General features: G+C 37.7%; 11 protein-coding genes. 5 read left to right on the top strand and 6 right to left on the bottom strand.

The genetic code is table 11. The features are described 5' to 3' along the window. The 3 genes from ACLHG9_RS15530 to ACLHG9_RS15520 all read right to left on the bottom strand — a co-directional run bounded on the left by ACLHG9_RS15530 (position 1) and on the right by ACLHG9_RS15520 (position 5,265). Positions 1 to 1,377, bottom strand: coding sequence for a TolC family protein (locus tag ACLHG9_RS15530; RefSeq protein ID WP_410222418.1), 1,377 nt, complete (start codon positions 1,375 to 1,377; stop codon positions 1 to 3). After that, complete coding sequence (locus ACLHG9_RS15525) at positions 1,377 to 2,012, bottom strand: TetR/AcrR family transcriptional regulator (protein ID WP_410222417.1); 636 nt, start codon at positions 2,010 to 2,012, stop codon at positions 1,377 to 1,379. Before ACLHG9_RS15525 ends, ACLHG9_RS15530 begins: the two co-directional genes overlap by 1 nt. 106 nt (positions 2,013 to 2,118) lie before the next feature. Next, entirely contained in the window at positions 2,119 to 5,265 is a 3,147-nt protein-coding gene (locus tag ACLHG9_RS15520; protein ID WP_410222416.1) for a right-handed parallel beta-helix repeat-containing protein, read from the bottom strand. A 623-nt stretch (positions 5,266 to 5,888) separates the two neighbouring features. Here ACLHG9_RS15520 and pruA point away from each other — a divergent pair. Then, positions 5,889 to 7,523, top strand: coding sequence for an L-glutamate gamma-semialdehyde dehydrogenase (pruA, locus tag ACLHG9_RS15515; protein WP_410222415.1), 1,635 nt, complete (start codon positions 5,889 to 5,891; stop codon positions 7,521 to 7,523). Positions 7,524 to 7,613: 90 nt separating this feature from the next. Continuing rightward, positions 7,614 to 9,038: an amino acid permease gene (locus ACLHG9_RS15510; RefSeq protein ID WP_410222414.1), complete on the top strand. Its 1,425-nt coding sequence runs from the start codon at positions 7,614 to 7,616 to the stop codon at positions 9,036 to 9,038. A gap of 50 nt (positions 9,039 to 9,088) precedes the next feature. Here ACLHG9_RS15510 and ACLHG9_RS15505 read toward each other — a convergent pair whose 3' ends face one another. The 3 genes from ACLHG9_RS15505 to ACLHG9_RS15495 form a co-directional block, all read right to left on the bottom strand. Further along, the gene (locus ACLHG9_RS15505; protein ID WP_410222413.1) at positions 9,089 to 9,751 is read right to left on the bottom strand and encodes a carbonic anhydrase; all 663 of its coding nucleotides are present in this window, start codon (positions 9,749 to 9,751) and stop codon (positions 9,089 to 9,091) included. 3 nt (positions 9,752 to 9,754) lie between these two features. After that, complete coding sequence (locus tag ACLHG9_RS15500; RefSeq protein WP_410222412.1) at positions 9,755 to 11,356, bottom strand: SulP family inorganic anion transporter; 1,602 nt, start codon at positions 11,354 to 11,356, stop codon at positions 9,755 to 9,757. 139 nt (positions 11,357 to 11,495) lie between these two features. Next, a complete protein-coding gene (locus ACLHG9_RS15495; protein WP_410222411.1) occupies positions 11,496 to 11,771 on the bottom strand; it encodes a hypothetical protein in 276 nt (91 codons plus the stop codon). Between the two features lie 243 nt (positions 11,772 to 12,014). On the opposite strand from ACLHG9_RS15495, the gene ACLHG9_RS15490 reads away from it, so the two are divergent. The 3 genes from ACLHG9_RS15490 to ACLHG9_RS15480 are packed head-to-tail and all read left to right on the top strand — an operon-like array spanning position 12,015 to position 15,311. Next, complete coding sequence (locus ACLHG9_RS15490) at positions 12,015 to 13,250, top strand: porin (protein ID WP_410222410.1); 1,236 nt, start codon at positions 12,015 to 12,017, stop codon at positions 13,248 to 13,250. Between the two features lie 4 nt (positions 13,251 to 13,254). Beyond that, positions 13,255 to 13,761 (top strand): DUF1648 domain-containing protein, encoded by a 507-nt coding sequence (locus ACLHG9_RS15485; RefSeq protein ID WP_410222409.1) that lies wholly within the window; start codon positions 13,255 to 13,257, stop codon positions 13,759 to 13,761. An 8-nt stretch (positions 13,762 to 13,769) separates the two neighbouring features. Continuing rightward, positions 13,770 to 15,311: an acyl-CoA carboxylase subunit beta gene (locus ACLHG9_RS15480; protein WP_410222408.1), complete on the top strand. Its 1,542-nt coding sequence runs from the start codon at positions 13,770 to 13,772 to the stop codon at positions 15,309 to 15,311. Positions 15,312 to 15,348: the final 37 nt, after the last annotated feature.

Here is a 15,348-nt window from a genome sequence, read left to right as displayed (position 1 = left end):
TCATTTTATAGCATAAGCGGCTGTTTCTCTTTCCAGATCTGCAAGCGCGATTAATACTTTGTACTTATTTATTTGTGTTAATATTTTAGAGCCTGTAAACTGATTACGGGCATCAATGGTTTCTACAAAAGAATTAGAACCAGCCAAATAACCTTTATCTATCAACCGCTGGTAAGCCGCAGCGGATTCAAATTGTTTTAATGATGATTGGTAGTTTTGATTAGCAGAAAGAAGATTGTTCTGTGCAACTTTTACAGCCAGATTTAATTGCTGATACACTAAACTGCTGTTCAATTCAGCATTCTTAATATCTAAATTGCTTTCTCTGATCTTATAGCTGTTTCTATTACCAGAAAAAATTGGGATCTCTAACTGTAATCCCGCCATGTAGTATCTTGAATTTTGATTAAACTTAAAACCTTCTGACTGCGAACCCGCATCGATAAAAGCCCCAAGTTTAGGTACGGCATATAATTTATTCAGTTTATTTACATCTCTGTTAATAGCCGCAACCTGATTTGTAAGTTTAATCTCTTCCCGTAAACTGGCATCGTTTACGGTCAAAAGCATAGTGTTTACTTTATGGAGTTCGTCATCAACTTTAAAATCAACCTCAATCTCTTTATCTGCTTCTCGGTTCAATAAAAAATTAAAATACATTTTTGCATTTTTAACTTGCTGTTCTGCAGTAACTATCTGGGCTTTAACATTTTCAATTTCACTTTTAGAGCGTAACACATAAGCAGGTAATCCTTTGCCATTTTCCAATAGTTTCTCGTTAACCCGCAAAGCTTCCTGAGTTAATTTCATAGCAGATTGATAGATTTCTACAGCCTGCAAGGCGCTTAAATAGTTATAATATGCGGTTTTAACATTTCTAACCAATTCTCTCTTGTAAATAGCTACTTCATATTCTTTAAGTGTATATTGCTTCTGAACAATTTTTTTATTGTAGGTTAAATCAGTGTTGATCAATGGAATTGTAGCCCGTAGTTTGGCATCATAAAAATTTTTAGGAAAAAAATTGATCTGTTCATTCTCTAGCATAGGAAATTTATCAGATTGAGTAATCTGGTTAAGCGTAGTATATACAGGATTTAACAAATCGCCAAGTGGCAAAGGAATATTTCTTCCTCCATCTGCCGTTTGGTAAGCTCCCTGAAAGTTTAGCGAAGGAAGAAAAAAACTGTTAGCAGTTTTAAGTGCCATTTGTGCTTTTTCTAAGCTTATATTTTTCTGCATCAGTACAATGTTGTTTGTACAGGCCTGGTCTATATATGCATCTAATGTGTTTTGAGCCTTTAGTATATTTGTACTTCCACATAGAAGCATACAAACAGTTACAAATACATCTTTTATTAACACCGTTAATTTCATTACCTTAAGCTGTTTATCATTAATATTAAACCATTATAGGCATCTTCTAACACATCTCTTTGCATACCCTCTCCGAAATGAGCTGCCGCAACATGGTCTAAATGCCCCTGTAATTTTAAACTGCATAAACCATGCACAAGCGCCCAGATGTTAAGCGCTACCATTCTTTCATCCATTCCTTTGAAAAAGCCTTCTTTTTTACAATCAGCAACTGTATTGAGTAAACTGTTAAAGGCCTGCTCACCCTCTTCCCATTCGCACACATTCTGCCTGCTTAGAAATTCAATTGGCTCTTTCATGATGAACATAATCTCATAAAAATCAGGATTTTCTAAAGCAAAACGCAAATAAATTCGGCCCATGGCTTTTAAACGCTCAAAGGCATTCTCCACACTTTGCAATACCATAAACTGCTTGCCCAGTATTTTAAAGCCTTCTTTGTGCAGCGCATAAGCCATATCACTTTTATCTTTATAATAGAGATAAATAGTTGTAGGACTTATACCTGCTTCCTGCGCAATTTTTCTCATCGATGTAGCTTCATACCCGTCTTTAAGAAACAGGTTTTTAGCTTCTTTTAATATCATTTGCCTGATATCTTCGCGCTGTTGCTCATTTTTTTCTTTTCTACCCATAATGCTAAAATCGAACAAATATAATTAACACCGTTAATTTAAAAAATAAAATGATAAAAAAAGAGGAAAGATCTGGTCTTTCCTCTTTTTCATAGCTCAGGTAAACTTAGAGTTTTACGATTTTCTTGGCCAAGTCGCCCGTATTTTTCAGTATTCTCAATGTATATACACCTGGTTTAGCATCGCTGATATCAAATGTGATAGGCTGAGAAGTATCTGCCTGTTGTACTTTAAGAATTCTGCCAGTTATATCCACTAATTGTAGCTTAACCACCTCTTTTTCTGTTGAAGCAATACTTACAAAAAGTTTTGATGCAGTAGGATTTGGATAAGCGGTTACGCTTACACCATCATTTAATCCTTTTACAAATCTGGTTAACTTATCGTACGCAGTAGATTTTCCATCTGCATCTATCTGTACAAGTCTGTAATAAGCAGATTTCAAGAAAGTTACATCTGTATAGCTGTACTTACCAGCACCTTTGGCATCTATTCTTTTCAGTTCAAAGAATTTCTTACCATCAAAGCTTTTTGTAACCACAAATTCCTTATTCTGGTTTTCAGCTGCTGTTTCCCAAGTAATTAAAGCTCCGTTATTTGCCCGGGCTGCTTCAAAAGCAACAAGATCTACCGGAAGAGTAGTTCCTGTACCAAAAGTAAATTTACCAGAGATAGTATTAATAGGATTTAAATCAGAAGTTACACTAAACTTATTACCTGCAACAGTTTGTGAAGTTCCGCCATAGCTAACCCACTCTGTACCTCCATAAAATGCCACTTCTGTAATTAAGGTGCCTGAAATACCACTACCGCTTTTATCGAAAGTAGTTAACGAGACACTCCCTAGCGTACCTGTGCTGCTTACATTCCAATACTCTTTATTACTTACGGCTGTAAGCGAAGATCCCGACGCAATAGTGGAAGTATTACCTGCATCTGCATTAAAATACTCGGCAGTTATGGCAGCTGTAGGATTATTAAACGAAATTAAAGTTTGCACACCGCCTTTACCTAAAGGCATATCGTAAGTAGCAACAGCACCTGTTAATGTTAACGGACCATCAACATAACCAACGCCACTAACAATAGAATTAGATGCAGTTAAGGTATTGGCTGTTGTTGATTTAATGTTACTGCCCGCAAATTCTATAGTACCATTAAAAGTAGCTGGTTTTGCAAGGGTTAACATCGTGTTGTTTCCGTTCAGTTTTAAATTTCCATTCACAACAATTGTCGCATTATCTGCATCAAGTGTTGCATTTACAGGGATATCTCCTCCTGAGTTTATAGCTGCGTCTTTCAGTAAGATGGTTCCTCCCGGATTTACAATTTTAGCTGCCGATGAAAGTCGTGGTGATAAAGTAGCCAAGGGGCCTCTTTCAAAAACCCAAACCTTAGTATCATTAGGTTGGTAACCTATTGCCGGATCCGTATCTGTATAATTTTCTAAATCAGCCGAATAATCCACTTTGTCTGAATGAACACCGCAAATCATATAGGAACTACCTGGCGCAGTAGCAGTCCCGCCAAAAGCGACAGGAATTTGCGCAGCATAGCCCGGTTCGCCCGAAGGATTTGTAGAAACTGAAGGTGCCACTCCTGGAGTTTGACCTAAATTATTTGCACCAAAATTAAGCACATTAACATTATCCCCCCTGAACTCTATTTGTGAGTACCAGTTACCTGTGATATTATTTTTAACAATATCAGCCGCTGTAGCCTGTGCTGTTACTGGAGGATTGGGAGGACTAGAAGGATCATTAAATAAAAATCCCATTGTCCAGTTATTGGTTATATTATTGTTTCTGATAATAGTTCCAGATATATTATTTGCAACCTGTATCCCAGTACGGTTATTGTCTATATCGCAATATTCTACCAGTACATTTTGACGGCCGTTAATATACATCCCGTTTCTGTTACCTGTAATAATCAATTTTCTTGCAGTAGTATTGTTGGCATCCATAGAGACTCCTTGTTTATTCAGAACTCCATAGCTATCATTCCAATCTGTTAGGTTATTTCCTTCTCTTGTAATGGTAAAACCCTCTACTGTAGCTCCATCAGCAGCAATAGACAATGTAGTTGCAGAAGAATTTCCTTTTATACCAATAATTTTTGTAGTCTGTTCATTTGCTCCTATAAGTTTAAGCCCCTGTTTATTTACCACAACATCTTCAAAATAATTACCCGCCGAAACATTTATTGTATTTGCAGCCCCTGAATTGTCTATTGCATCTTGAATGGTGATATAACCCGTAAAAGATGGAGAAGATGAACTAATTGCTCTGCATAATGCTGCCCCATTTATGTTAGCAGTGGCGGCATTAAAAACTCCTATTGTTGTAATTTTAGCAGTTGCATCGCCTGAAACAGCATTAGGATAACCAGTACTACTATTATCGGTAAAGTGATATTTATCATTATCATAATCGCTATTTACGTTATGATCATCTACCGTAAATCCACCATTGGTACGGCCATTACGAATGGCATTATTGGTTTCATCAAAATAATTACCCTGCAGAGCAATTGCAGTTGTAGCATCTGATGAATTAAGCTCAAAGCCCCCAGCTAAATTCCCTATAAAATCATTATAAGCAATCCTAGCGGTTACCTGCCCAGTTAAGGAAGCATTATCTGACGCACCTAAAAAGATAAAGCCATAGCTTCTGTTTCTGAAAAATTTATTGCGCTCGATTTTAAGACCAGTTACTGATGGACTACCCGAAGGATCTATAACAAGCCCCGTCCTGTTATTTTCAAATTCGTTGTCACTTATTACGTGATTGCTACCTTGTAAATAGATAGCCGTACGATTTCCAATAAATTTACATTGAGTAATAGAAATATTATTGCTCCCACTATAAGTTGAAACAGATATGGAATTACTTATACCAGGCCTGGTAACGGTAACACTGCTCAATGCACTATTTGATTGCAATTGAATATTTCCTGAAGTTTCCAAGGTTGTCAAACTAGCGCATTCGCCTACTACCCTTACCCCCGATGGAATCGCAAAACCAGAGGTCGTGTATACGCCTGCAGACAGCTTAATATATTTCAATGTTATGGATGGATCTACTATTGCTGCTACCGCAGCAGATAAAGAAGCTTTAGCCGTAGCCGGAGTTTTCCCATCATTTCCATCATTTCCCGATGGTGATACATAAATCTGTGCTCTTATGCCAAAGGAGCAAAGCAACAGCAATGCAAGTAAAAAACAACATTTTTTTAAGTAAAGTTTTTTCATATTATTTCAGTTTATTGGTGATTGGTTTTATTTTTCAGTATTAAAAATTAAGTTACAGGTCATAAGGAATAGGAAAAATGATGGCAAATGCCATCAAGCGTAATGATGATTTGACCTGGCCGTTCAGGTAGTTATTTATCAGGCATTAACCATATAAATGGTAATTCCCCTGGAATTGCATGGCAGTTAAGAAGAGCATTAAAACAACAAATAGCATAGGTAGCGCTTTTTGTAGATTTTCTTTCATAGAACCTTATTTTAAAGGCAAAACTATTTTGTTTAAAGATAAATATTAACTATTTAAAAATAAATAACTTAACCTATTTTTTTTTCAAAAACGCATAAACATTTAAGTTTTAAGCCTTATAGCGCTTTTAGACAAAGAAACTGAGAAAAAGTAGCAATTGATTTTTTAAATAAATCAGGAAAAGGTTAAAAATCCAACCCAGCTTAACTTTAATTGGTTAGCTGCAAACAAAACAATCATCACTTAACAGAAAGAAAAACTAACTGTAATTAACCAGTATTTATCGTTAATTATCATTTCAGTTTACTTTTACATCCTCATCAGACTTTTTACTTCATAAAAAGCTATATTTGTGCATTAACTACTTATTTCACGCATGTTAAAAGGATTTTTTAATATACCGGCTCCGGTAAATGAACCTGTTTACAATTACGCTCCGGGTTCTAAAGAAAGAAAGCTACTAAAAGAAGCTTTGGCTGATGCCCGTTCTAAAGTTTTAGACATACCTATGTATATTAACGGTAAAGCAATTTTTACCGAAGACAAAGGAAAAATTAACCCTCCTCATGATCATCAACATTTATTGGCTACTTATAGCAAAGGTACCAAAAAACATGTTGAGCAAGCTATCGATGCTGCTCTTGCAGCAAAAGCAGATTGGGAAAATTTAGCATGGGAACAAAGGGCTGCTATTTTCTTAAAAGCTGCCGATCTCATTGCAGGTCCTTACAGATATAAATTAAATGCCGCCACCATGTTGGGGCAAAGCAAAAACGCTTATCAGGCCGAAATTGACTCTGCCTGCGAGATCATAGATTTCTTACGTTTTAACGTAAGTTATATGGCCGAAATCTACAAACAACAACCTCCCGTATCGCCTAATGGCAGCTGGAACCGTGTAGAGCAGCGCCCTTTAGAAGGTTTTGTATTTGCGCTAACGCCGTTTAACTTCACAGCTATTGCGGGCAACTTACCTTCGTGCGTAGCAATGATGGGTAATGTGGTGGTTTGGAAACCTGCCAACACCCAAATCTATGCTGCCAATGTATTAATGGAAATTTTCCGTGAAGCAGGGCTTCCTGATGGTGTAATTAATCTAATTTATGTTTCCGGCCCTGATGCTGGTGATGTAATTTTTAATCATGCTGATTTTGCGGGTATTCACTTTACCGGATCCACTGGCGTGTTCCAAGATATCTGGAAAACTATTGGTAATAACATCCATAAATACAAAACTTATCCTCGCATTGTAGGTGAAACCGGCGGTAAAGATTTTATTCTGGTTCATGGTTCTGCTGATGTAGAGGCGGCCAATACAGCTATTGTAAGAGGTGCTTTTGAATACCAAGGACAAAAATGTTCGGCTGCTTCAAGGGTTTATATTGCCAAAAGTATATGGCCTCAGTTAAAGGAGCTGATGGTTCGTGATCTTGCTTCTTTCAAAATGGGCCCAACAGAAGATTTCAGTAATTTCATCAACGCGGTTATCGATGAAAAATCATTCAATAACTTAGCAAAATATATTGATGCTGCCAAAAAAGATAGTGGCGTTGAGATTATCGCCGGTGGTAATTATGATAAATCTAAAGGTTATTTCATTGAACCTACTGTTTTAGTTGTTGACGACCCTAAATATACTACTATGTGCGAGGAGCTTTTTGGTCCTGTACTTACCGTGTATGTATATGATGACAAAGATTTCGACAAAATTTTAGATATCATTGATACAACTTCTATTTATGCTTTAACAGGAGCCGTGATAGCTCAAGATAGATATGTAATTGCACAAGCTACTCAGGCGTTAAGAAATGCGGCTGGTAATTTTTATGTAAACGATAAATGTACCGGAGCTGTTGTGGGTCAGCAACCATTTGGCGGAGCAAGAGGCAGCGGAACCAATGATAAAGCGGGGTCTATGATTAATTTATTGCGCTGGGTTTCTCCCCGCACGATCAAAGAGACCTTTAATCCTCCAAAAGATTACAGATATCCCTTCTTAAGCGAAGAATAATATAAAAGCCCCGAAATTCGGGGCTTTTTTGTTTTCTAAAGTAGTATTTTAGCCCCCAATTAAGCATACAAATTTTAACCATCTGTTTCTTTGGAAAATACGGAAAACAAAAAAGAGCTGAAAAGAGGCTTACAGAACAGGCACATACAGCTCATTGCATTGGGAGGTGCTATTGGCACAGGATTATTTTTAGGGATTGGTCCGGCGGCGGTCTTAGCTGGCCCTTCTGTTATTTTGGGCTATGCCATTGCAGGCTTTATTGCCTTTTTTATTATGCGCCAGCTGGGCGAAATGGTTGTACAAGAACCTGTTTCGGGTAGTTTCAGTCATTTTGCTTATAAATATTGGGGACCTTTTCCCGGCTTTGCCTCAGGTTGGAATTACTGGATGCTGTACATCTTAGTGAGTATGTCTGAGCTGACCGCAATTGGAGTTTACATTCAGTTCTGGTGGCCCGATATTCCATTATGGGTATCGAGCTCATTTTTCTTTGTTGTAATTAATATACTCAACCTGGCTTCTGTAAAAGTATATGGAGAAGCTGAATTCTGGTTTTCTATTATCAAAGTAGTTGCAATCATAGCCATGATCCTGTTTGGCTCATATCTGCTGATCAGTGGTACGGGTGGTGAGCACGCCACACTTTCAAATTTATGGAACGATGGTGGCTTTTTACCTAAAGGCTGGTTAAGTTCAAATACTAAAGGCGGTTACGAAGGACTTTTAGCGGCAATGGCACTCATCATGTTTTCTTTTGGCGGATTAGAATTGGTAGGGATTACCGCAGCAGAAGCCGAAAATCCTGAAAAAAATATCCCTAAAGCAACCAATCAGGTAATTTACCGCATCTTGATTTTTTATGTAGGTGCTTTGATTATCTTATTTTCTTTATCGCCCTGGAAAAACATTACCGGTGGCAGCAGTCCTTTTGTAATGGTATTTGAAAGATTAAAAGGTTTTCAGTTCGATCTTTTTGGGCATACTGTTTATTTTACAAGTCTTATTGCCAATGTTTTAAACGTAATTGTACTTACTGCTGCCTTGTCTGTTTATAATAGCAGTGTTTACAGTAATAGCCGTATGTTGTACGGACTGGCCGAACAGGGCAATGCTCCTAAATTCCTATCAAAACTTAATAAGAATTATGTTCCCGTAATGGCTATCCTGGTTTCGGCCATATTTGCTGCCATTTGTATTGTTGTAAATAAAGTCATTCCTGAAAAGGCACTGAATATACTAATGTCGTTAGTGGTATCCTCATTAATTATTAATTGGCTGATGATCAGTTACACTCATATTAAATTCAGGCAGTCACATGGTAAGGAAACAACCAAATTCCCTTCTTTTATGTATCCCTTAACCAATTACATTTGTTTGTTCTTTTTATTGGGCATCTTGATTATCATGTGGCTTACCGGTTTAAAAATGTCTGTTGAACTTATTCCACTATGGCTGGTGTTTTTATATCTGTGCTATTCATTGGTTAAACGTAAGCAAAAGAAAACTGCAAACTAAAAAAGCCCCGAAATTCGGGGCTTTTCAAGACTAAAACAAAAACTAAAAAATTAATCGAATTTGAGCTTAAATACCGGCGATACATCATCGGCATTTGAAGCGCTGACTTTTAAATCGGTTATCAGACCTGTTTTTAAACTATAAACCCAAGCATGAACTGAAAGCGTCTGACCTGATTCCCAGGCTTTTTGCACAATAGAGGTACTCATTACGTTGGCGGCACCTTCTATGGCATTGAGTTCTACCATTCGGTCTGATCGTCTTTGCGGATCTTTAATGGTCGACATTTCTCTTTCGTGTACACGGTAAACATCTTTGATGTGGCGTAGCCAGTTGTCAATTAAACCTACCTGTTTATTGCTGATAGCGGCATTTACACCTCCACAACCATAGTGACCACACACAATAATATGCTTTACTCTCAACACGTTCACTGCATAATCCAGTACACTAAGCAGACTCATGTCTGAGTGAGTTACAACGTTTGCAATGTTACGGTGCACAAAAATATCGCCCGGCAAAGTATTGGTAATCTGATTAGCTGGTACGCGACTATCTGAACAACCGATCCATAAAACCGGCGGGTTCTGACCCGCCGCCAGTTTATCAAAGTATCCTTTATCTAATTTAAGGGTTTCTTCAACCCATGTTTTGTTACCTTCTAAAAGGCTATCGTATGTGATATTCTCTTGATGTTTATGTTGATTTGTCATAACTTAATTTACGTTTTCTTCTATTTTTATATTCAATTTTGGGATAGTATAGTTCTTCTGAATGTTTTCTAAAGTTACAATTATGCCTTTAGAATAAGCGCTGTGTTTGTAATTAAAAATTGTCTCCAAAACGTCAGGATCAATGTATCTTGAGTTGGATCCATCAATAATTACATTCGTTTCTTTTGGCACTCCAGCTAATAAAACCTGTATAGAGGCTTTATTTAAAAACGACACCTCTTCGGCCAGTTTAATCCTCAAATTCTTCTTGCTGCCTTCATGCTGTATTTTATAGAAATATGGGTTACGCATATTGTTGCGCAACAAATAAAAGATAGATACCAGCATACCAATGGCAACCCCTTTGAGCAGATCTGTAAACACCACGGCAAGAACGGTTACTACAAAAGGTACAAACTGATCCCAGCCTTTACGGTACATATGCTTAAATAATGCAATACGGGTAAGTTTATAACCGGTAACTAATAAAATAGCAGCCAAAGCAGCTAAAGGTATCATATTAATTAAGCCCGGAATAAACAGCAACGACAGCAATAACCAAAATCCATGAAATACTGCCGACATTTTTGACTTTGCGCCTGAATTTACATTGGCAGAGCTTCGTACAATTACCGATGTCATAGGTAATCCGCCAATCATACCGCTACTGATATTACCTATACCTTGTGCAATAAGCTCACGGTTAGTTGGGGTAACTCTTTTCTTAGGGTCTATTTTATCTACTGCTTCAACCCCTAACAAGGTTTCAAGACTGGCAACAATAGCAATTGTACCTGCTACGATCCAAACTTCCTTATTCATGATCTCCCCAAAATTTGGCAAGCTAAAAAGGCCTATAAATTCATTCCATCCATTAAACAAAGGAATGTTTACCATTTGTGTTGCCTTTAGTGCATAAGGTGTACCTGCAAAAGTAAAAGATAAAATAACACCTGTTACCACCACAATTAACGGGGCCGGAACCACCGCCAGTTTTTTAAATTTAGGCCAGTAGATCAGAACCAGAACCGATAATAAACTGATTGCAAAAGCAACCGGACTGATTTTGCTCAGTGCTCCTAAAACCGCACTGAAAGTATTTTCATGATTGCCTTGTGTAAATGCTTCGTCTCCAAAAAAGTTGCTGTCTACACCCAGTGCATGAGGCAATTGTTTCAAAATCAAAATAATACCTATTGCGGCCAGCATCCCTTCAATTACACTCGAAGGAAAATAATTACCAATGGTACCTGCTTTGATCATCCCCAAAACCAATTGGAAAATCCCTGCCAGGACCAAAGCCAATAAAAAGGTCTGGTAACTGCCTAATTGCGCTATAGATCCTAAAACAATTACGGTTAAGCCTGCAGCAGGCCCGCTCACACTGAGCTGAGAACCACTCACAAAACCTACAACAATACCTCCTACTATACCGGAGATTAACCCTGCAAAAAGCGGAGCACCAGAGGCAAGCGCTATTCCTAAACATAAAGGCAATGCAACTAAAAATACCACTATACTCGATGATAAATCGCTCTTCAAGTTTCTTTTAAGCACATTACTTTTTGCTCCGAACCTAAAAAAGTTCGAATTTTTCTTTTTCATAAATTAAATTCTTAATCATAATCCATCTGCGTTATCAGGAATCTGACCAGACATAATATGCCCTCATAAAACGCAGTTTTACTAATACAAATGTTAAATTCAGATTAAGCATCTCGACTTAATCATAAAAATTACTGGATTAAGAAAAGTTAGGAGGAGGTGTTGGTACCTGAGGATGGTATGGATCTACATACCGGCGTGAATGCTCAATAAAGCTATTGGTTACGCCATAATCGATATCTTCACTTACATAAGTAAGTTCTGTACGCTCAAAATAAGCTTTATGGTCAGCCGAATATTTAATACTCGATTTGCCATCTTCGCTGTGATGCTCGTTTTCAAGCTGCATGATAACGGCATTCATAAACTTATTATCTAAATCGCCAGAAAACACAGGGGCAACCGAAATAACCATCTTAGCTACGAAGATGCTTATAAACGCAATTGCTATTAAAAATTTAAATTTCCTGACTGTCATCAAGTTCGATTTGCTGCAAAATTAAGACCGCAAATTAAAAATCAAATAAAAAAATCGTAATTAAATTGTAATTTATCTTTAAACCTAAGTCTAAATCTGTTTAACTTTCATTCAATTTTATGCAATTTCCAATCAATACACCGAAATTTGCAGTAATTTAATCCCTTCAAAACCTGATGAATGAAAAAGACCATTGTTTACCTCATTACTCTTATGCCATTTGCGCTTTTTGCCCAAAACAACAATGCCCCATCATCAAAAGATATACACGATATTAAAATAACCGGCTACCTTCAAACCCAATATCAAAAAGCGCAATCCAATGGTATTGTATCTTTTTCAGGAGGTGATTTTGCTCAAAACAGCGATAGCAGGTTTATGATCAGAAGAGGTCGCTTAAAAATAGACCGGGTCGATGAATACTCTAACATTGTTTTCCAGTTAGATGCTACTCAAAATGGTGTAAATCTGATGGATGCTTTTATCCAGCTTCATTTACCTAAAGTAGAGAGTTTTCTTTTAACCGGAGGACTGTTTAACCGACCTTTTGGTTATTCAATTATTTACTCATCCGGATACCGGGATTTTCCTGAGCGTGCAAGAGTATTTCAGACCTTAATGCCCAGAGAGCGTGATCTGGGAGCAATGATAACCTACAAACCGCAACAGATATTAAAATATTTATCAGCCGATTTAGCTGTAATTAATGGCAGTGGCCTAACAGCCCGCGATTATGATTCTAAAAAAGACATTGTAGCCAATCTGGCTTTTGATTTCGATAGTCTGGCTAACAAAACCATGTCTTTAGGTTTTGGTGCTTCTTACTACGGTGGTACGGTTCGCAGCAATACAGATACTTATTATACTTTTAAAGATAATGGCTTTGTAGCTTTAACAAATGGTCAGAATGTTGGTAAAAATTTAAAAAGAACATATTATGGTGCCAACCTGCAATTTCAGTTTGACAATCCGCTGGGAAAAACCAGCTTTAAAACAGAATATGTAGAAGGTACCCAGCCGGGTATTGCAGCGTCAACAACTGTTAATGGCCCAACGGCTAGTACCAGTTTTAACAATCAACCCACAGGCAATCTTTACCTCAGAAAATTTAACGGCTATTATTTCTGGTTTACCCACCAAATTGCAAAAACCAATTTAACGGCTCTTTTAGCTTACGATGTTTATGACCCCAATACCGAAGTAAAAGAGGCTGAGATTGGCAAAGCAGGCAACAATACCACTACAGGCGATATAAAATATGCTACACTGGGCTATGGCTTTACCTACGCCATCAATAGCCGCATAAAATTAACTTTATACAATGAACACGTTAAAAATAACCCTACACAGGTTAACGGTTATCAGGAAGACCTGAAAGATGATGTGTTCACTGCCCGCTTACAATATAGATGGTAAACCTATGAAAAACAACAGACCAAGGTTAAAGCTTCATTTAAGCTATTCCGATATTATAATTGAAGCACTTAGTATAATCGTACTTGTAACGTTAGCCGTTATTACAGTTGTAAGCTATAAAAATCTTCCCGATATTGTTCCCGTTCATTTTAATCTGGCAGGTGGAGCAGACAGATTTGGCAGTAAAAAAGAAATCTTTGCCCTGCCCTTAATAGCCATTGTTATTTATACCTTATTAACTATTTTAAACAGGTATCCGCATATTTTCAATTACCCTACTCAAATTACAGAAGCCAATGCCTTACAGCAATATACAAATGCAACCAAACTGCTGCGTTATCTGAAGCTTATTATAGTGAGCATTTTTTTGCTGATTTTTTATTTTACAACAAAGGCTGCTGATGCCAAAAACACCACATTACCTTCATGGATTTTATTACTGGCATTTGCCAGTGTTACTATTTTAATTATTACATTCGTTGCTAAATCTCTCAAAAAAACCAATAAATAACCCGTATAATGAAAAGTAAGATCGACTTATTACAGGATAAAATAAAAAAAGCGCACCTTGGCGGCGGACAGGCCCGCATAGACAGTCAGCACAAGAAAGGAAAACTTACCGCTCGTGAACGCATTCATTTCCTGTTAGATGAAGGGAGTTTTGAAGAAATTGGAATGATGGTTACACACCGCAGTACCGATTTTGGTATGGAGCGTGAAAAATATCTTGGCGATGGCGTAATTACAGGCTACGGAACCGTAAATGGTCGTTTAACTTACGTTTTCTCACAAGATTTTACCGTATTTGGAGGTTCATTATCAGAAACACATGCCGAAAAAATATGCAAAATAATGGATATGGCCATGAAAAATGGCGCCCCTATTATTGGATTAAATGACAGTGGTGGTGCCCGTATCCAAGAAGGTGTGGTTTCTTTAGGCGGTTATGCCGATATTTTTTACCGTAATGTACAAGCTTCGGGGGTAATTCCGCAGCTTTCTGCCATTATGGGCCCATGTGCAGGTGGAGCGGTTTATTCGCCGGCCATTACGGATTTTATTCTGATGGTAGAACATACTTCGTACATGTTTGTAACCGGGCCAAATGTGGTAAAAACAGTAACTCACGAAGAAGTTACCTCAGAAGAATTAGGCGGAGCTTCTACACACGCTACCAAATCGGGTGTAACCCATTTTGCCTGTGCCAATGAAATTGAAGCCATTGGCCATATTAAAAAACTATTAAGCTACATCCCTCAGAATTGTGAAGAAACTGCTGCGCGGCTTCCGTATGAAAACACAGATGAAACAAGACTATCTTTAAATGAGCTGTTACCTCAAAATGCAACACAACCTTATGATATCAGAGATGTAATTCATGAAATAACAGATGCAGACAGCTTTTTAGAAGTACATGCAGCTTATGCAGAAAATATTGTAGTCGGATTTGCACGTCTTGCCGGACGCAGCATAGGTATTGTAGCCAATCAGCCCGCTTATCTAGCAGGTGTACTAGACAATAATGCTTCGGTTAAAGCTGCCCGCTTTGTACGTTTCTGCGACTGTTTTAACATTCCTTTACTTGTTTTTGAGGATGTACCAGGCTTCTTGCCAGGAACAGACCAAGAATGGAATGGTATCATTACAAACGGAGCCAAATTGTTATATGCCTTTAGTGAAGCTACTGTGCCCCGTGTTACCGTAATTACCCGTAAAGCCTATGGTGGAGCTTACGATGTGATGAATTCTAAACATATCGGTGCAGATATGAATTACGCCTGGCCAAGTGCCGAAATTGCCGTAATGGGAGCTAAAGGCGCAGCCGAAATTATTTTCAAGAAAGAAATCAGCGGAGCCGAAAACCCTGAAGAAAAATGGCTGGAAAAAGAAGAACTTTATTCAAACATCTTTGCAAATCCTTATCGTGCCGCAGAGCGGGGCTTTATAGATGAGGTAATCGAACCTTCGCAAACAAGGGCAAAATTAATCAGAGCTTTTAAAATGCTGGAAAACAAAGTAGTGAACACCCCACGCAAAAAACACGGCAATATTCCTTTATAAGTTTTATGTTAATTTTTAAAATCATAACCCCTATTCA

Origin of the sequence: Pedobacter sp. (assembly GCF_046462515.1) — a bacterium.
GTDB lineage: Bacteria > Bacteroidota > Bacteroidia > Sphingobacteriales > Sphingobacteriaceae > Pedobacter.
This window is presented reverse-complemented; position numbering and strand designations above follow the sequence as displayed.

What these genes read in the sequence shown, in the direction of transcription:
- ACLHG9_RS15530 (WP_410222418.1), bottom strand. Translation starts at nt 1,377, where the DNA reads ATGAAATTAACGGTGTTAATAAAAGATGTATTTGTAACTGTTTGTATG.
- ACLHG9_RS15525 (WP_410222417.1), bottom strand. Translation starts at nt 2,012, where the DNA reads ATGGGTAGAAAAGAAAAAAATGAGCAACAGCGCGAAGATATCAGGCAA.
- ACLHG9_RS15520 (WP_410222416.1), bottom strand. Translation starts at nt 5,265, where the DNA reads ATGAAAAAACTTTACTTAAAAAAATGTTGTTTTTTACTTGCATTGCTG.
- pruA (WP_410222415.1), top strand. Translation starts at nt 5,889, where the DNA reads ATGTTAAAAGGATTTTTTAATATACCGGCTCCGGTAAATGAACCTGTT.
- ACLHG9_RS15505 (WP_410222413.1), bottom strand. Translation starts at nt 9,751, where the DNA reads ATGACAAATCAACATAAACATCAAGAGAATATCACATACGATAGCCTT.
- ACLHG9_RS15500 (WP_410222412.1), bottom strand. Translation starts at nt 11,356, where the DNA reads ATGAAAAAGAAAAATTCGAACTTTTTTAGGTTCGGAGCAAAAAGTAAT.
- ACLHG9_RS15495 (WP_410222411.1), bottom strand. Translation starts at nt 11,771, where the DNA reads ATGGTTATTTCGGTTGCCCCTGTGTTTTCTGGCGATTTAGATAATAAG.
- ACLHG9_RS15490 (WP_410222410.1), top strand. Translation starts at nt 12,015, where the DNA reads ATGAAAAAGACCATTGTTTACCTCATTACTCTTATGCCATTTGCGCTT.
- ACLHG9_RS15485 (WP_410222409.1), top strand. Translation starts at nt 13,255, where the DNA reads ATGAAAAACAACAGACCAAGGTTAAAGCTTCATTTAAGCTATTCCGAT.
- ACLHG9_RS15480 (WP_410222408.1), top strand. Translation starts at nt 13,770, where the DNA reads ATGAAAAGTAAGATCGACTTATTACAGGATAAAATAAAAAAAGCGCAC.